This window comes from Nisaea nitritireducens, assembly GCF_014904795.1.
Classification (GTDB): Bacteria; Pseudomonadota; Alphaproteobacteria; order Thalassobaculales; family Thalassobaculaceae; genus Nisaea; species Nisaea nitritireducens.
The window spans coordinates 69,852-87,274 of record NZ_JACZFS010000036.1 but is presented as its reverse complement, the minus strand read 5'-3'; the positions used below and the strand labels follow the sequence as shown (position 1 = coordinate 87,274).

Here is a 17,423-nt window from a genome sequence, read left to right as displayed (position 1 = left end):
ATGGCCCCGGCCGTCATGGCTATAGCCGCGGCGATTGGGATTGGGTTTCTCCTCATGGAGGAAGCCCGGGACAAATATTTTGCCGAAACGCGGAGCCATGTTTCCCACGAACTCAATCTGCTCCGAACGCGCCTTGAGGGCGAGATTGGTGCGAATCTGCGGCTTGTAGGCGGTCTCGCCGCTGTCATCTCGACAGACCCCGATCTGTCTCAGAACCGGTTCAACAATATTGCCGAGCGCCTGTTCACAAGCAGGCTGCAACTACGGAATATCGGCGCCGCACCGGATCTTGTGCTGCGGTATATTTATCCGCTCGAAGGTAATGAAGCGGCGATCGGGCTCGATTATCGAAAGAACGAGAAACAGCGCGCCGCAGCGCTCACGGCCCGCGATAATGGAGATCTGGTGCTCGCCGGGCCGCTGACGCTCCTTCAGGGCGGGGTCGGGATTATCGGGCGATATCCGGTCTTTGCCAAAGACAAGGACGGCACCGAGTTTTTCTGGGGCTTGGTCTCGGCCGTTATCGACGCAGAAAAACTTTACGCTGCGGCCGGGGCAGACCCGGCGACGTTGGATTTTGAGTTCGCGATCCGTGGACGTGACGGGAGCGGGCTGACCGGCGACGTGTTCTTCGGCAGCGAAGCAATCTTCGAAGACATGCCCGTCTTGCAACAAGTTAATTTGCCGGTCGGTAGCTGGTATCTGGGAGGGCGTCCGAAAGGCGGCTGGATTGCTCCGGAATCGATTTACCGGGATGTCTGGATTCCCGTCGGTCTGATCGGAACGGCGATTGTGATACCGCTCTTCGGGATTGGGCTTTTTCAGGAACGCCGCCGTCGGGACCTGGAAACTCTTGCGATGCAGGAAAATGGTCTGGTCGAGGCCAAGGAAAAAGCAACCGAGGCCGAACGGCAGCTGCGTATCGCGCTCGACGCCATGAATGGCGCTTTCATTCTCTATGACCGAAACATGCGAATGGTGATTTGCAACGAGCGTTTCAAGAAACTCTATCCCAGCGCGGGGGCGGCCATGATCCCCGGGGCCCTGTACGAGGATATCATTCGTGTTGCCGCCAATGCTGGAGAGATATGCGAGGCCGTCGGGCGTGTGGAAGACTGGGTTGCCTTGCGCATGCAGCAGTTCAGGGAGCCAGGGCCGGCATTCGAGCAGGCCCTGCCGGACGGGCGCTGGATCCGCGTTCAGGATTCGCGAACACCGGATGGTGGTTTCCTGTCTTTCAGGGTCGATATCACTGAGCTGAAACAGCGCCAGAAAGAAGCCGAAGCCGCCAATCAGGCGAAATCCGGATTTCTTGCCAATATGAGTCATGAAATCCGCACGCCGCTCAACGGTATCATCGGCCTCAGCCGGTTGCTGCAGCGGACCCGGCTTGATGAAAACCAGTCAGACTTCCTCGGAAAGATTGTTTCCTCCTCACAAATCCTGATGGGGATCATCAACGATGTGCTCGATTTCTCGAAGATCGAGGCCGGTCAGCTTGAGATCGAGGCGACCGATTTCGATCTGAAAGAGATTATCGAGCAGGTCGGTGGTCTGGCGAAAGACCGGGCAGACGAGAAGGGTCTTTCATTCGAGATCGAAATTGACCCGGATATGCCCGTCGATCTGTTCGGGGATCCGCTGCGGGTCGGCCAGATTTTGACAAACCTGTGCAGCAACGCCGTCAAGTTCACGAAGGCAGGGCTGGTCAAACTTTCCGTTCATCCGCGTGAGATAAGCGAGGGCCGCGTCGATCTGCATTTCAAGGTCGAGGATTCCGGCATCGGCATGACTGCCGAGCAGCAGGACAAGATCTTCAAGCCCTTCACCCAGGCCGATATCTCGACCACCCGACAGTTCGGCGGAACCGGTCTCGGGCTGTCGATTTGCCTCGATCTGGCTACCCGGATGGGCGGTCGGGTCTGGGCTGAAAGCACGCCGGGCAAAGGCAGCATATTCCATGTAGTCTTGCCGTTTGATTTATCGTTGCTTGCGCAGCGGGCCGGTGGGCTGGATGCCGGGCGTTTTGAAGACTGGCGGGTTCTCGTCGTGGATGACAATCCGACAGCCCGCCTGGTTATGTCAGGCATGCTCAAGCCCCTGGCCCTGGAGGTTGCGGAAGCGGGCTCGGCCGCTGAGGCAATTGCTGCGGTCGCCGAGGCGCGTCGCGCAGATGCGCCGTTCAATATCATCTTCATGGACTGGATGATGCCCGATGGGGACGGGGTCCAGGCCACCAGGGATATTCTGGCGGCGGCGGCTGATGATGCCCTGCCAAAGATTGTGCTGGTCACCGGTGCGAATACAGAAGCTCTCGGGGACGATGCGCGGGCGGCTGGCGCCAGTGCTGTTCTCACGAAACCGCTTTCACAGCACCGTATCGTGCGGCTTCTGAACGCTTTCTGGAAAAACCAGGAACCCTCGGACGTGGAACGAGACCTTGCCGATGCTGCGGCTGTGCACCTTCGGGGGATGCGAATCCTCGTTGCCGAGGATAATCAGATCAACCAGCAGGTTGTCGAAGCTGTGTTGCGTGGAGTTGGCGCCGAAGTCGAGCTTGTCGGGAACGGCGAAGCGGCCGTGGAAGCGGTGACAGGATCAGACCCCGGCCGCTTCGATGCTGTGCTGATGGACATCCAGATGCCCGTGCTGGACGGAATTCAGGCGACCAGGCGGATAAGAAGCGATGGCCGGTTTGGGGATCTGCCGATCATTGCCGCGACGGCACATGCAATGACATCGGAGGTCGAGCGATGTCTGGCCGCAGGCATGAACGGCCATGTCGCCAAGCCGATCTCGGAAGAAAAACTCTACGAGGCTCTGTCTGCTGTCAGGGTTGAGAAGGCCAGCATGGCACTATCGGTGACTGCGCAGCCGCGGCCCGAAGTGCCCGTGCATGGATACGCGCCTTTCGACAAGATGGTGCAACTGCTTGGTGCGGCGGATACCGCGGCGAAGCTGTTCAACGAGTTCTGCCGGCAAAATGCGGGAACGGCGGGTGAATTGCGGACCTACCTCGACGAGGGCAATAGCATTGCCGCGGAGAGACTGGCGCATCAGGTGAAAGGGGTTTCCGGAAACCTTGGCCTCATGGCTCTCAGTGCGGTAGCGGACACTCTGGAAAAATGTCTGCGCGACGATGGTGTCTCCGGGCCTTCAATCGCCTCTGTTCAAGAGAAATTCGAGCAGGAAATCGAGGCCGCTCTCGGCGAAATCCGTGGCCATCTGCAGGGATTGAATCTGCTTGAGGCCGACCTCGCCGAGAGCTAGCAGTTTCAAGGGTTCAGAAATGATGCGACCTCATCCTTGAGGGCAAGCCGCTTCTTCTTCAGCTCTTCTGCATAGGCATCGGACGGGGTCTCGATTTCCGCTTCGATCCGGTGAATTTCCCGGTTCACCTCATGATACGCGTCCGCGATTTTGGCAAAATGGGCGTTGCTGAGCTTCAGCTCATGAATTTTCTCTGCCGCATTCGGAAATTCGTCTGCGAGCTCGTGGGGGACGTGGGACATTTTTTGCCTCCTGGCAGTCGTAAATGATCTGAAGATCGCCTGAGGTCACAGGAACACAGGATCTTTTCCGGATCTTTGATCCAGATCATGAAACCGGACCCTGATCGATAAAATCATGCTTGCTGGTCAGGAGGTTCGGCGCGGGATAGTCTCAGTCCCCGCATTCCTCCTCAGGTTTCTTTGATATGTCCATTCTTGCCGCGTTCACAAGATTGCCGGCACCGGTCCGGGCGACGCTGCTGATGAGCGCGGCGATGGTTTTCTTCACCTCGATGGGGATATTCATCCGGCTCGCGTCGGAGAATTTGCACGTCCTCGAGGTCGTGTTCTTTCGCAATTTTCTTGCCGTTGTGCTGATGGCTCCCTGGATCATGGGGTACGGCTTTTCTGCGCTTAAAACGGACAAATACAGTCTCTACAGTTTGCGTGCGGTCATCAATCTGGTGGCCATGGCGGCGGGGTTTGCCGCGATCACCATGATTCCGCTTGCCGAGGCGACAGCGCTCGGATTCACGGCGCCGTTGTTCGCCACCATCGGCGCCGTCCTGGTGCTTGGCGAGGTGATCAGGGCCCGTCGGGTGGCCGCCCTTGCCGCTGGGTTCGTGGGTATGCTGCTGGTGCTGCGGCCCGGTATGGAGGCGATGTCGGTCGGTGCCCTGCTCGCTCTCGGCAACGCATTCGGAATCGCGATCACGGCGCTGGTCGTGAAGAAGTTGACCGCGACGGAACGGCCGGAAGCAATTGTGCTCTGGATGGTGCTGCTGCAGAGCCCGCTCTCGTTGGTTCCGGCGCTGTTTGTCTGGACCTGGCCCGATCCGATGACCTGGCTCTGGCTGTTCTGTCTGGCGGGTGCGGGCACGGCTGGTCACGTCTGCTGGACACGGGCTTGCGGTCTGGCCGAGATCACGCAATTGCAGCCGCTCGAATTCATCAAGCTGCCGCTCATCGCGGTGATGGGATTCCTGCTCTTCGGCGAGGAGCCTACCGTCTGGGTCTGGCTCGGCGGTGCGGTGATCTTCTGCTCGACCGCCTATATCAGTCACCGGGAAGCGGTTCTGGCCAGGCGGCGCGCACGCAAAAAAGGCGGCTAAAAGCCGCCTTTTGTTTCTCGATCCACCTCATTGAGGAGGAATTGGAGCGGGCGATGAGATTCGAACTCACGACCCTAACCTTGGCAAGGTTATGCTCTACCCCTGAGCTACGCCCGCGTCCACCGGCATTCAGTGATGCCGTCGAGAGGCCGCGATAATACAAACTGTTCTTCGCATTGCAAGCCTCGAAATTATTTTTTTTCAGTGCGTTCGGACAAACCGTCAGAACACTAGGAAAGCCTTGGAAAATGCCCACTTTCCGGCTATCCCAGAACGCGGAAATTGCCGTGGTGCGGCGCGTATAGCGCAACAAGAGGAAGCGAAGCGTTATGTCCGAGAGTGAATCAGTCTCCGACAATGGACAAGCTGGCGGGCAAACCGGCCCAAGCACACCGGATGAACTGCTCGCCCATCTCGACGGGTTGGGGCTCGGCTACGATCTGCATCGCCATCCGCCTCTTTTTACCGTGGAAGACAGCAAGGCGCTGCGGGGCGAGCTTCCGGGCGGCCATTGCAAGAACCTGTTTCTGCGTGACCGGAAAGGCAAGATGTGGCTTGTCGTGACGCTGGAGGACCGGCCGATCGATCTGAAGCAGCTCGGCACCGCACTAGGCGGAGCTCGTCTGTCTTTCGGCAGCCCGGACCGGTTGATGAAACACCTCGGCATCGTCCCGGGAGCCGTCTCGCCTTACGCATTGTTCAATGATGTGGGGCGAGAGGTTAAGGTGGTGCTTGACAAGGAAATGCTGACCTTTGACCCGCTCAACTACCACCCGCTCTCGAACGAAATGACAATCGCGGTCTCACCTGACTCGCTTGTCGCATTCCTCAGGAATCTCGGATACGAGCCGGAAATTCTCGACCTCGCGGCCCTGGCCTGAGCAAGGTTCCGGCTGCCGTGAACGGCCGGGGACTTGTCAAGCGATGGCCGCGGCCAATCTTTACCGGATATGAAAGAACGGACGACAGGTATGGAAACCCTTATCAACGCCGCCCCGGACTCCGCCGATCTGATCAAGGACTCCGATACGCAATCCTTCATGGCCGATGTTGTCGAAGCGTCCCGTGACGTTCCGGTGATCGTCGACTTCTGGGCGCCGTGGTGCGGCCCCTGCAAGCAGCTCGGCCCGATGCTGGAAAAAGTGGTGCGCGATGCCGGCGGCGCCGTCCGCATGGTGAAGGTCAATATCGATGAGAACCAGGCCATCGCACAGCAGATGCGGGTGCAGTCGATCCCGGCAGTGTTCGCGTTCCATAAAGGCCAGCCTGTAGACGGATTTCAGGGCGCCTTGCCGGAAAGCCAGATCCGCGAATTCGTCAAGCGGCTGACCGGTGGCGCCGCGGGCGAGTCCCCGCTTGATGAAGCGCTGGATGCCGCAGACAAGATGCTCGAGGCGGGTGACGCGCAGGGCGCCGGTGGGATCTATAGCCAGGTTGTTGAGCACGATCCGGAAAATGTGCGCGGCATTGCCGGTCTGATCCGCGCTCTGGTCGCCGTCGGCCAGGTCGAGCAGGCGCAGCAGATGATCGCGGACTTGCCGGACGAGATCAAAAAGGCGCCGGAAGTGCATGCCGCGATCGCCTCGCTTGAACTCGTGACTGAAAGCCAGGATGCCGGCGAGGAGGCTGCGCTGGTTGCCGCCATCGAAGCCGATCCGGACAATCACCAGGCCCGTTACGATCTGGCAATGGCCCGCTTTGCATCGAACAACCGCGAAGGCGCGGTCGAGGCCTTGATCGAGAGCATCCGCCGGGATCGCGACTGGGAAGAACAGAAAGCCCGTATGCAACTGGTGAAGTTCTTCGAGGCATTCGGTCATACGGATCCGGTAACCATTCAGGGCCGGCGCCGTTTGTCAGCGGTTCTGTTCTCCTGAATTCACATAGATCTATCGGAAAGGAGGCACCGGAATCCATGACACGCAATCCCTTTGCTCCCGGCCTAGAGGACATGCCTGCCTGTATTCCGGTCTTCCCGTTGCCGGGTGTCCTGTTGCTGCCGGGCGGCAAGCTGCCCCTCAATATTTTCGAGCCGCGCTATCTGGCGATGACCCAGGATGCCCTCCGCACTGATCGGCTGATTGGCATGATCCAGCCGCAGGAGGAGGGTGATGCCAGCCTCCACCGTACCGGGTGCGTGGGCCGTATCACGTCCTTTTCGGAAACCGAGGACGGTCGTTTCATGATCACCCTGACCGGAATAGCCCGGTTCCATGTCGAGCAGGAACTGGAATGCCGTTCCGGCTATCGCCGGGTGGTGGCGGACTGGTGCAATTTCGCGGACGATTTTGAAGCCGGGGACGATCTGTCGCTGGACCGGGATCGTCTGATGCGCGGCCTGAAGGATTATTTTGCGCTGCATGGCATGCGGGCCGATTGGGACTCTATTGAAAATGCGGAAGACCGGCAGCTCCTGACCACGCTGGCGATGGTCTGTCCGTTCGGCTCTCTGGAGAAGCAGGCCCTGCTTGAGGCGCCGACTTTGCAGGAGCGTGGCGAGACGATGCTGACCCTGCTAGAGATGTCGCTTCACGATGATCTCAAGGATGATCGCCATGCACGGCACTGAGAAACCGGCCGCCGGCAGCGCGGAGCGGGAAGTCGATCCGAAACTGCTGGAAATTCTGGTCTGCCCGCTGACAAAGGCACCGCTGGTCTATGACCGTGCGCGCTCCGAGTTGGTGAGCGAGCAGGCAGGGCTTGCCTTCCCGATCCGCGACGGTGTGCCGATCATGCTGCCCGACGAGGCCCGGCACCTGAATGGCGACGGCGACCCTGTGGCCGAGGGCAAGGCTGCGCTGGCGGCGAACCGGACGGAAAAGTCATGACCGAGTCTTTCGCGACCGAGATCTGGCCGACGGAAATCCGTGTTCAGTCAGCTGAGAAATCTCTGGAAATCGATTTCGACACCGGGGAAAGCTTCTCCATTCCGGCCGAACTCCTGAGGGTCGAGAGCCCGTCGGCGGAAGTGCAGGGCCATGTGCCGTCCCAGAAGAAGCTGGTTGCCGGGCGCGCCCATGTGAACATCATGGGCATGGAAGCGATCGGCAATTACGCGGTGAAGATCAAGTTCGACGACCTGCACGACACCGGGATCTATACGTGGCGCTATCTGCACAAGCTCGGCTCTGAAAAAGAGCAGATCTGGGAACGCTATCTCGCCGAGCTGGAAGCCGCCGGTCTCAGCCGGGAGCCTTGATCGTCTGTAATTTTAATGCCGCGCCGGGTCCTGCATCAGGCGCGGCAGGGTGCCGAGTGTACCCATTGCCCCGCGCATGAAGGCTCGTTTCAGCGGTCCGACGCGTTGCACCAGGCCGAGGCCCGCATCGCGCAGTAACCGGACTGCGGCTGAATCGTTCGAGAACAGGCGGTTCAATCCATCCGTTGCGGCGATCATCGTCATCACATCGAAGCGCCGCCAGCGCTGATACTTCTCCAGTACCGGCGCCGAGCCGAAATCCAGCCCGATGCGGCGCGCATCCTCGATCGTGTCGGCGAGCGCCGCGATATCGCGCAGTCCGAGATTGAAGCCTTGGCCTGCAATCGGATGGATGCCGTGAGCGGCGTCCCCCACCAGTACCAGCCGCCGGTCGATATAGCGCTCGGCATGGATCAGGCCGAGCGGATAGGCCCAGCGCTTGCCTGTGACGCGAAGCCGTCCGAGGGATTCTCCGAATGCTCTCTGCATTTCCAGATCGAATTCGCCGTCAGTGAGTCCCATGAGGGCGTTCGCTGCGCCTGTGCGCTCGCTCCAGACCAGACAGGATTGGTGCGTGCCGTCCGCCGCGTCGTTCAGAGGCAGCATCGCGAAGGGGCCAGCGGGACGGAAGTGTTCAAAGGCGACATGATCGTGCGGCCGCTCGTGCGTCACCGTGCAGGTAATCGCGGTCTGATCGTAGGACAGCTCGGTTATGCGCAACCCGGCCGCACGACGGGTTGGGGAGCCGCGCCCGTCTGCGGCAACAGCGAGCTGTGCGGTGATGCGGCGTCCGTCCGCAAGAATGGCCGTTGCTGCCTCGCCATTCCGCTCCAGCCGCTCAACGGATGCCGGCGAGACAATCCGGATACCGGGGCGGGTGGCGGCAGCGCGGTAAAGGCCGGCCTTCAGTGAGCCGTTATCGAGGATGAAGCCCATCGGGTCCGGGCCGGCATCTTCATGGTCGAACTGCAGGAAGAGCGGGGAGCCGCCTTCGCGGACGCGGATATCGTCAATTGCGCAAGGCGCTTCCGGCAGGGCATCCCACACACCGAGCCGCACCAGCATCCGCTTGCTGCTTTGGGAAATTGCGGTGGTCCGGCCGTCATGCCCGGCTGCAACATGCGTCTCCACGGGTACCCGGTCGATCACGGTGACCGATAGCCCGACTGCATCCAGTGCCAAGGCTGCGGAGATGCCGGACAAGCCACCGCCGACGATCAGCGCATCGCAGAGAATGTCTTTCACGCTCTTGGATCCTTTATCCCGGCGCCAGAATTTGGCGCGCGTTCCATTAGCAAGATACAGCGCTCCGCACGGGGAACAAGGGTTCGCGCAACGAGTGAAAATGCCCATATTTGAGTGCTCAAAATAGCATCACGACTTTGTTAGTGATTAAAAAATGTGCATTTCTTTTGGGCCTGTTCGAAGTGACGATTCTTGAAATCAAACTGTAACACTCTGATTTGGTGGGTAAATTCAAAATATCTCGGTCTTGGCCCACATTTTGTAATGAATTCGCCGATCTGCGCTGAGTAGATCTTCTGATTGTCCTGATTTCAGGGCATCGGAAAAGCACAACAGGAAAAGGTTGGGCGGCATGAAACTGATCATGGCAATCGTAAAGCCCTTCAAGCTTGACGAAGTCCGCGAATCACTGACCGCTCTGGGGATCCAGGGGCTGACGGTTAGCGAAGTCAAAGGCTTCGGACGGCAGAAGGGACAAACCGAAATTTATCGCGGCGCGGAGTACGCCGTAAATTTCCTTCCAAAGGTCAAAGTCGAAGTGGCGGTGCCGGACGACTTGGCGGAACAGGTGGTGGAAGCCATCCAGAAAGCAGCGAATACCGGTCGCATCGGTGACGGTAAGGTGTTCGTGCTGGATGTCTCCCAAGCCGTCCGGATCCGCACCGGCGAGACCGGCAACGACGCGCTTTAAGGAGCTCATCAGATGAGAAAATTTTTCGGCTTTTCCGTTCTGACGGCCGTCACCGCGTCGGTAACGATCGCGCTGACGAAGTCCGCATCAGCGGCCGTCGATCCAGAGACGGCCTTCATCTTCAACACGCTGTCATTCCTGATGCACGGGTTCCTCGTGATGTGGATGGCGGCCGGTTTCTGCATGCTCGAAGCGGGCCTTGTCCGCACCAAGAACACGACCATGCAGTGCGCCAAGAACATCACCCTCTACTCTGTCGCCGGCCTGCTCTACTGGCTCGTCGGTTACAACCTGATGTACATGGATGTCTCCGGCTTCATGGGATCCTTCGCGATCTGGTCCGGTGCTGACGACGTCATCACCGCCGACGGTTTCACCGGCGACGGTACAGGTTATGCAGCATCCTCCGACTGGTTCTTCCAGATGGTGTTCGTGGCTGCGACCGCTTCCATCGTGTCCGGCACGGTTGCCGAGCGCGTGAAAGTGTTCCCGTTCCTGATCTTCACGGTTCTTCTGACCGGGATCATCTACCCGATCCAGGGTTCCTGGACCTGGGGCGGCGGCTGGCTCAGTGAAATGGGCTTCTCCGACTTCGCCGGTTCCACGATCGTGCACTCCGTTGGTGGCTGGGCGGCTCTTGCCGGCGCAATCATCATCGGTGCTCGTACCGGTAAGTTCGGCAGCGACGGTTCCGTTCACCCGATGCCGGGTTCGAATCTGCCGCTGGCAACGCTGGGCACGTTCATCCTGTGGCTCGGCTGGTTCGGCTTCAATGGCGGCTCCCAGCTCGCCATGGGCTCCGCTGCTGACGTTCGCGACATCGCGACCATCTACGTCAACACCAACATGGCCGCTGCGGCCGGTGTTGTCGCTGCGGTGATCCTGAACCAGATCATCTACAAGAAGCTTGACCTGACCATGGCGCTCAACGGTGCCCTCGGCGGTCTGGTCTCCATCACCGCTGAGCCGCTTGCCCCGGGCATCGGTACTGCGGTGCTGATCGGTGCCATCGGCGGTATCCTCGTCGTCGTCACCGTCCCGCTTCTCGACAAGCTGAAGATCGACGACGTGGTCGGTGCGATCCCGGTTCACCTGGTCTGCGGCATCTGGGGCACCATCGCGGTTGTCCTTTCCAATGATGGCGCCAGCTTCACGACTCAGATCATCGGTATTGTCGCCATCGGCGCCTTCGTCGTGATCACCAGCGCCATTGTCTGGGGTGTCCTGAAGTTGACCATCGGTCTCCGGGCCAGCGAGGAAGAAGAATTCCTCGGTCTGGACCGTTCCGAGTGCGGCCTCGAGGCCTATCCGGAATTCGGTGGCGGCTCCGGTCGGGTCTGATCCGAGACAAAACTTTCTGAACGGGCCCGGATGGCAACATCCGGGCCTTTTCTTTATTTAAAGCAATATTTTATGTGATTTTCGAAACATCGTGCGTGAACCCGCAAAATTGTGAGGTTTTGCATTAAAGTTGCTCCATAACTATCCGGCTTCTATTATAGAATCGAATTTAACGATGGATAGTTCGCGCCGGGAATCCGGGCGGATAGGGCAAAATCGATGATAAACCCGGCGCTTCAACCGCTTAGCGACTACACCTTTGCGCGCCTGAACAAGATGCTGGACGGCATTGAGCCGGCTGCGGGCATGCGCCCGATTATGCTTTCTGTTGGCGAGCCGCAGATTCAGCCGCCCGCATTCGTCAATGAAGCTATCGCTGCGAGTGGCCATCTCTGGAACAAATACCCGCCGCCGAAGGGCGATCCTGCCTTCCGGGACGCGGTGACGGGCTGGCTCGACAGCCGCTACGGCTTGCCGTCCGGATTTCTCGATCCCGAACGTCACGTGACGTCCATCTCCGGTACTCGGGAAGCACTCTACCAGCTCGGTTTTCTTGCCGTGCCGGAGCGGAAGAACGGGCAGCAGCCGGTCATCCTGATGCCGAACCCGCTTTACCACTCCTATCGCGGGGCGGCCATGCTCGGCCGGGCCGAACCCGTTTACATGAACGCAACGCCGGAAAATGACTTCCTGCCGAAGCTCGACGATGTGGCGCCGGAGATCCTGGAACGGACGGCGCTCTGTTTCCTCTGCACGCCGACGAACCCGCAAGGCCGTGTGGCCTCGCTCGATTATCTGAAACGGGCAATCGAACTGGCGCGTGAATACGATTTCATGCTGGCGGTGGACGAATGCTACGCAGAGATCTATCGCGGCACCCCGCCCGTGGGCGGACTGCAGGCGGCAGCTGCGCTCGGCGACAGCCTGCACAACATTGTGGTTTTGCATTCGCTTTCGAAACGATCGAGCGGCCCCGGTCTGCGCTCGGGCTTCATGGCGGGCGACCCGGAACTGATCAGCCGCTATGGCGAATACATCATGTTCGGCAGTGCCTCGACGCCGTTGCCGATCCAGCATGCCGCCACGGCGCTCTGGAAAGACGAGGCCCATGTTGAGGCCAACCGGGCCCACTATGCGGAGAACTGGCGTATCGCCACGCAGGTACTGGGCAACAAGAAGGGCTATCACGAAGTGGATGCCGGATTCTTTGTCTGCATGCCGGCCGACGACGCGGAAGCCCTGACAAAGCAGATCTGGCGCGAGCAAGCGGTGAAGATCGTGCCGGTGGGTCTGATGGCGCGTGAAGATGCCGACGGCGTCAATCCGGGTGATCCCTATGTCCGCATCGCCCTTGTCTATGATGCGGCGACAACCGAGGAAGGCCTGCGCCGGATTGCGCCTTATTTCTGAGGCGGCTGGCGGTACGGGGGAGAAGCAAAGTTATGGGCGCATCGACAAAAACTGCCGGTAACGGGTCCACGGGCGGAGGATTCCTGCCCGAGAGCGTGCGCCTTTATCTGCGCCGCCGCGCCGCCGAGCTTTCCGGCCTCGCATTGATCCTGGCTGCTGGCCTTGGTGCCGCGCTGCTGTTGAGCTATGTGCCGGGAGACCCGTCCCTGAATGCGGCCGGGTCCGGCAGCGCCGCGAACCTGCTCGGGCCGATCGGGGCTCTGGTTGCCGATATCATGGTGCAGACCATTGGCCTGGTGAGCGCCGTGCCGGTGTTGCTCTTCGCCATCTGGGGCTGGCGCCTGCTGACCCACCGGCCGTTGGAACGTGTGGCCCTGCGCATCGCGCTGCTGCCTTTGGCGTTGATTGCCGGCTGCCTCGCGCTTGCCGTGCTGCCCGTTCCGCAGAGCTGGCCGCTTCGGGCCGGTCTCGGCGGTGCGATCGGCACTCTGGCCCTGACCAAGATTTCCGCGCTCGGTCTGTTGGCGGCGCTGGATGCGGTCTGGATCGGATTTGTTTCCGGTCTGGCCGCAATCTCGCTGCTGCTCTGGACCTTCGGGGCCTCCTGGGGGGAATGGCTGTCTCTGGCGCGCGGCGCGGGCCGTGGTGTCGGCACGGCAGCGGCGTTTGGCGCAAAGGGCGGTGCCCTTGGAGGCCGCGCCCTCGGCTCTGGCCTTGAAGCTACAGCAAGCCTCGCCCGCAAGAGCTTCGATTCCGTTGGCCGCAAGGAGCCGTCCCTGTCCGGCAAGGCACTGGATGAGGGGCCGCGCCTTTCAGCGAAACCGAAGCGCGTGCCGGAAGTTGAATCGTCCGCGCCCGTGCTGAAGGCCCAGCCCGATGCTGCGCCGGTGCCTCGCAAGGCGAAACCGGCAAAGCCCGCGAAGGTGGAGCAGACCAGCTTCGATCTCGGTAATGCGGGCGATTACGAGCTGCCGGCAATGGAACTGCTGACCGAAGCGGCTGAAGGCATGGCCGGGCCGCCGCCGCAGGCGCTGCAGGAAAACGCCCGGATGCTGGAATCTGTCCTCGCTGATTTTGGCGTGAAGGGTGAGATCGGCAAGATCCGGCACGGTCCGGTGGTCACGTTGTACGAGCTTGAGCCCGCGCCGGGCACCAAATCCTCCCGCGTCATCGGTCTGTCCGACGATATCGCCCGCTCAATGAGCGCGGTGTCCGTCCGCGTCGCCGTGGTGCCGGGCCGGAATGTGATCGGGATCGAGTTGCCGAATGCGCGCCGGGATACGGTCTTTCTCCGCGAAATCCTCGAGTCTGACCCGTATGAGCGTTCCGGCGCCAAGCTGGGCATCGCGCTCGGCAAGGATATCGGCGGCACGCCCGTGGTGGTCGACCTGGCCCGCATGCCTCACCTGCTGATCGCCGGGACCACCGGTTCCGGTAAGTCCGTTGCGGTCAACACCATGATCCTGTCGCTGCTGTACCGGCATTCGCCGGAAAGCTGCCGGATGATCATGATCGATCCGAAGATGCTGGAACTCTCCATTTATGACGGCATTCCGCATTTGCTCTCGCCGGTCGTCACCGATCCGAACAAGGCGGTGGTGGCGCTGAAATGGACCGTGCGGGAGATGGAAAGCCGCTACCGCGCCATGTCCAAGCTCGGTGTGCGCAATATCGACGGCTATAACGCGCGCCTCGCCGAAGCTCGCAAAAAAGGCGAAGTGCTGAAGCGCCGGGTGCAGACTGGTTTCGATAGCGAAACGGGCAAGCCGGTGTTCGAGGAAGAACCTCTCGACCTGACGGCGCTACCCTATATCGTCGTGGTGATCGACGAGGTGGCCGACCTGATGCTGGTCGCGGGCAAGGATATCGAAGGCGCCGTGCAGCGCCTGGCCCAGATGGCCCGTGCCGCCGGCATCCACGTCATCATGGCCACACAGCGTCCGTCGGTCGACGTCATCACCGGCACCATCAAGGCTAACTTCCCCACCCGGATCAGCTTCCAGGTCACCTCCAAGATCGACAGCCGGACCATTCTGGGCGAGCAGGGCGCCGAACAGCTCCTCGGCCAGGGCGATATGCTTTACATGGCCGGCGGCGGCCGGGTGACCCGCGTGCACGGTCCGTTCGTTTCCGATGAGGAAGTCGAGGACGTGGTTCGCCACCTGCGCGCCCAGGGCGAGCCGGAATATAACGACAGCGTGACCGAGGATGACGGCGAGGGCGGCGGAGACGGCGGCTTCGGCGATCTCTCGGGCCTTTCAGGCGGCAACACGGACAGCGGCGACGCGCTTTACGACCAGGCCATCGCCATCGTCGCCCGCGAACGCAGGGCCTCCACCAGCTTCATCCAGCGCCACCTGAAGATCGGCTATAACCGTGCGGCGACGCTGATCGAGCGGATGGAAAGCGAAGGCGTGGTTAGCCAGGCCAACCATGTCGGCAAGCGCGAGGTTCTGGTGCGCAACCCGAACGAGGACGAGTAGGGACCATTCCCCTCTACCCAAGTTCCTCATCCCGGCTCTCTCTCCGGCAGGGGTGACGGCGTGGTTTGACTGGATCGTGCACTCTGCCTTGGAATTGCCGCTTGCAAGCGGGGCGAACGCCTGCCATTTCAGGTTTTATGAAAAAGCTGATCGCCGCCTTTGCCGCCATCCTGTTCCTGGCCCTCCCGCTTGCCGCGAAAGCAGCACCGCTCAGCGCGGACGACAAGAAGGCGCTGAAGCAGATCGAGGCCTATTTCAACGGCATCACCACCCTGCAGGCGCGCTTCCTGCAGGTTGCCAGCACAGGCGCGACTGCGCAGGGAATTCTCTCCCTGAAGCGGCCAGGCCTGATGCGGTTCGAGTATGACGCGCCGTCCCCCATTCTCTTGGTTTCGGACGGCACCTGGCTGGTGTTTCAGGACAACGAGCTGGAGCAGACCACCCATGTCCCGCTCGGCAGCACGCCGCTCTCGGTCCTGGTTGAGGACCCGGTGGACTTCAAGACCGATCTCGAGGTGCTGGACGTCGCCCGCAATCCCGGCGTCATCCGTCTGCTGATGCGGATGCGGGAAGATCCCGAGGCCGGCATGGTGCAGATGGTGTTTTCCGACGCGCCGCTTGCCCTCAGGCAGTGGACCATCACCGACGCCCAGGGTGTGGAGGTGAAGGTGGCGCTGCTGGAGACGCGGCGCGGGATGACCCTGAAAGACGATCTGTTCAAGCCGCGGGATTTCGAAGGCGATACGTTCGTCGATAAATAGGCGGGCCAGCTTCAGCGATTGTTCCGAAAGGGCAGAACGATCAGTGGAAGGACCTCCTCGTCATGCCGCCCTTCCACACCGATCTTCATCTCCAACGTCCGCTTCGTCGCGCTTCGTGAGCGAAACACAAGATCCCACCAGCTGAAAATCGTCGCATAGTTCGAATCTGTGTCCGCCCGGATCGCGTGATGATGGATCCAGTGAATCGATGGGGTGACGATGACACGGGCCAGTGCCGCTTCCAGCTTTTCGCCGAGCCTCAGGTTCGAGTGGTGGAACAAAGCCGACAGGATTACCAGGGTCTCGAAGACGATGACCGAGGTGAAGGGGATGCCGAGCAGGATGATGATTACGGCGCGGGCTCCGGCGCTCAGCAGCACCTCGCCGAAATGAAAACGCACGGCGGAGCTGACGTCGAGGAATTCGTCCAGATGGTGCACTTCATGGAAGCGCCAGAGGAACGGGATCTCGTGGTTCAGCCGGTGCCACCAGTAGATCAGCATATCGAGGAGTAGGATGTCCGCGATCAGGCCGATGCCGCCTCCGAGCCAATCCGGACGCCAACCGAGCGCATGGTTCGCGGCCCAGAGCGAAACCGGGATCACGATCAATGGTGAGAGAGCGCTGTTCATGATCCAGAGCACGGCATTGCGGATCACACGGGTCCAGCCGCCCCGGCGCGGTGCGGCGGGGAGCCATCGTTCGGCGGCGAAGAGAAGGGCAATCCATGCAAGGATCAACACGCCCTTATGCTGCAGTAGCTGTTGCGTGGCGTCGTTCATGGAGCGAATATGGCAGGCGAATTCCGGCGCCGCCAGTTGCGCGCCCTCACAGCCCGGAGATCCGGGCGTTACCAGTCACGAGTTGAGGAGCTTTTGATGCTGTCCGTCCCAAGCCTGCCCCTGATCGGTGTTACCGCCTGTCATCTGCAGGGCGAGGACCATTCGACGCAGAAAGTCTCCGAGAAATACGTGACCTGCGTGCCGACGCCGACTGGTGGCCTGCCGCTGATCATCCCGGCTCTCGAAGCGGGAGCGCTGGATCTGGATAGCCTGGTGGCCCATCTCGACGGGTTGCTGCTGACCGGCAGCCCTTCCAATATCGAGCCGCATCATTTCAAAGGCCCCGACAGCGTCGAGGGCACCCAGCACGATCCGCGCCGCGATGGCGTTACCCTGCCGCTGATCCGCAAGGCGATCGAGGCGGGCGTTCCGGTGCTCGGGATCTGCCGGGGTATCCAGGAGATGAATGTTGCCCTCGGCGGCACCCTGCATCAGCGCATCTTCGATATTGAGGACAAGTTCGACCACCGCATGCGCCGTGATGTCGACTTTGACCGGAAATATCGCCCGGCCCATGAAATCCGTATGACCGAAGGCGGTTTGCTGGCCCGGATCGCCGGGGCCAATACCGCGCTGGTGAATTCCCTGCATGCGCAGGGTATCGATCAGCCGGGCGACGGCGTGGCGGTGGAAGCGGTGGCGCCGGACGGTATCGTCGAGGCGATCAGCGTCCCGGGTGCCAAGGCCTTTGCCCTGGCCGTGCAGTGGCATCCGGAATGGCCGGTCCCGATCGAGGGGCTGAACAAGAAAATCTTCGAGGCCTTCGGCGATGCCTGCCGGGCCCATCTGAATGCCCGTCTCGGCCTCGCGACAGCAGCCGAATAGTCCCTATTTCCCGAACCGAGAGA

General features: G+C 60.9%; 16 protein-coding genes and 1 tRNA gene. 13 read left to right on the top strand and 4 right to left on the bottom strand.

The window, feature by feature from the left end; translation table 11 throughout:
• Positions 1-54: 54 nt before the first annotated feature.
• Entirely contained in the window at positions 55-3,270 is a 3,216-nt protein-coding gene (locus IG629_RS12705; protein ID WP_193172313.1) for a response regulator, read from the top strand.
• Between the two features lie 5 nt (positions 3,271-3,275).
• On the opposite strand, the gene IG629_RS12700 is transcribed toward IG629_RS12705, so the two are convergent.
• The gene (locus tag IG629_RS12700; protein WP_193172312.1) at positions 3,276-3,512 is read right to left on the bottom strand and encodes a YdcH family protein; all 237 of its coding nucleotides are present in this window, start codon (positions 3,510-3,512) and stop codon (positions 3,276-3,278) included.
• Positions 3,513-3,697: 185 nt separating this feature from the next.
• On the opposite strand from IG629_RS12700, the gene IG629_RS12695 reads away from it, so the two are divergent.
• On the top strand, positions 3,698-4,603 hold the full coding sequence (locus IG629_RS12695) for a DMT family transporter (protein ID WP_193172311.1): 906 nt from the start codon (positions 3,698-3,700) through the stop codon (positions 4,601-4,603).
• Positions 4,604-4,645: 42 nt separating this feature from the next.
• On the opposite strand, the gene IG629_RS12690 is transcribed toward IG629_RS12695, so the two are convergent.
• Positions 4,646-4,720: transfer RNA gene (locus IG629_RS12690), tRNA-Gly, on the bottom strand.
• A 212-nt stretch (positions 4,721-4,932) separates the two neighbouring features.
• Here IG629_RS12690 and IG629_RS12685 point away from each other — a divergent pair.
• The 5 genes from IG629_RS12685 to IG629_RS12665 all read left to right on the top strand — a co-directional run bounded on the left by IG629_RS12685 (position 4,933) and on the right by IG629_RS12665 (position 7,802).
• Positions 4,933-5,484 (top strand): prolyl-tRNA synthetase associated domain-containing protein, encoded by a 552-nt coding sequence (locus IG629_RS12685; RefSeq protein ID WP_193172310.1) that lies wholly within the window; start codon positions 4,933-4,935, stop codon positions 5,482-5,484.
• 90 nt (positions 5,485-5,574) lie between these two features.
• On the top strand, positions 5,575-6,480 hold the full coding sequence (gene trxA, locus IG629_RS12680; protein ID WP_193172309.1) for a thioredoxin: 906 nt from the start codon (positions 5,575-5,577) through the stop codon (positions 6,478-6,480).
• 38 nt (positions 6,481-6,518) lie between these two features.
• Complete coding sequence (locus IG629_RS12675; RefSeq protein ID WP_193172308.1) at positions 6,519-7,172, top strand: LON peptidase substrate-binding domain-containing protein; 654 nt, start codon at positions 6,519-6,521, stop codon at positions 7,170-7,172.
• Positions 7,159-7,431 carry a Trm112 family protein gene (locus IG629_RS12670; protein ID WP_226886660.1) on the top strand — a complete coding sequence of 91 codons (273 nt, stop codon included), beginning with the start codon at positions 7,159-7,161 and terminating at the stop codon, positions 7,429-7,431. The genes IG629_RS12675 and IG629_RS12670 overlap by 14 nt, the downstream gene beginning before the upstream one ends.
• Positions 7,428-7,802, top strand: coding sequence for a gamma-butyrobetaine hydroxylase-like domain-containing protein (locus IG629_RS12665; RefSeq protein WP_193172306.1), 375 nt, complete (start codon positions 7,428-7,430; stop codon positions 7,800-7,802). The genes IG629_RS12670 and IG629_RS12665 overlap by 4 nt, the downstream gene beginning before the upstream one ends.
• Positions 7,803-7,814: 12 nt before the next feature.
• Here the strand turns inward: IG629_RS12665 and IG629_RS12660 are convergent, their stop codons facing one another.
• The gene (locus IG629_RS12660) at positions 7,815-9,047 is read right to left on the bottom strand and encodes a UbiH/UbiF/VisC/COQ6 family ubiquinone biosynthesis hydroxylase (RefSeq protein WP_319025073.1); all 1,233 of its coding nucleotides are present in this window, start codon (positions 9,045-9,047) and stop codon (positions 7,815-7,817) included.
• Positions 9,048-9,399: 352 nt separating this feature from the next.
• Here IG629_RS12660 and IG629_RS12655 point away from each other — a divergent pair, with 352 nt between their 5' ends.
• The 5 genes from IG629_RS12655 to IG629_RS12635 all read left to right on the top strand — a co-directional run bounded on the left by IG629_RS12655 (position 9,400) and on the right by IG629_RS12635 (position 15,733).
• Complete coding sequence (locus IG629_RS12655; RefSeq protein WP_028466168.1) at positions 9,400-9,738, top strand: P-II family nitrogen regulator; 339 nt, start codon at positions 9,400-9,402, stop codon at positions 9,736-9,738.
• Positions 9,739-9,750: 12 nt separating this feature from the next.
• Entirely contained in the window at positions 9,751-11,079 is a 1,329-nt protein-coding gene (locus IG629_RS12650; RefSeq protein WP_193172304.1) for an ammonium transporter, read from the top strand.
• A 219-nt stretch (positions 11,080-11,298) separates the two neighbouring features.
• The gene (locus tag IG629_RS12645) at positions 11,299-12,489 is read left to right on the top strand and encodes an aminotransferase class I/II-fold pyridoxal phosphate-dependent enzyme (protein WP_193172303.1); all 1,191 of its coding nucleotides are present in this window, start codon (positions 11,299-11,301) and stop codon (positions 12,487-12,489) included.
• Between the two features lie 32 nt (positions 12,490-12,521).
• On the top strand, positions 12,522-14,972 hold the full coding sequence (locus tag IG629_RS12640) for a DNA translocase FtsK (protein WP_193172302.1): 2,451 nt from the start codon (positions 12,522-12,524) through the stop codon (positions 14,970-14,972).
• A 137-nt stretch (positions 14,973-15,109) separates the two neighbouring features.
• Positions 15,110-15,733: a LolA family protein gene (locus tag IG629_RS12635; RefSeq protein WP_193172301.1), complete on the top strand. Its 624-nt coding sequence runs from the start codon at positions 15,110-15,112 to the stop codon at positions 15,731-15,733.
• An 11-nt stretch (positions 15,734-15,744) separates the two neighbouring features.
• On the opposite strand, the gene IG629_RS12630 is transcribed toward IG629_RS12635, so the two are convergent.
• Positions 15,745-16,515, bottom strand: coding sequence for a sterol desaturase family protein (locus IG629_RS12630; RefSeq protein WP_193172300.1), 771 nt, complete (start codon positions 16,513-16,515; stop codon positions 15,745-15,747).
• Between the two features lie 96 nt (positions 16,516-16,611).
• On the opposite strand from IG629_RS12630, the gene IG629_RS12625 reads away from it, so the two are divergent.
• Complete coding sequence (locus tag IG629_RS12625) at positions 16,612-17,400, top strand: gamma-glutamyl-gamma-aminobutyrate hydrolase family protein (protein ID WP_193172299.1); 789 nt, start codon at positions 16,612-16,614, stop codon at positions 17,398-17,400.
• Positions 17,401-17,423 lie beyond the last annotated feature (23 nt).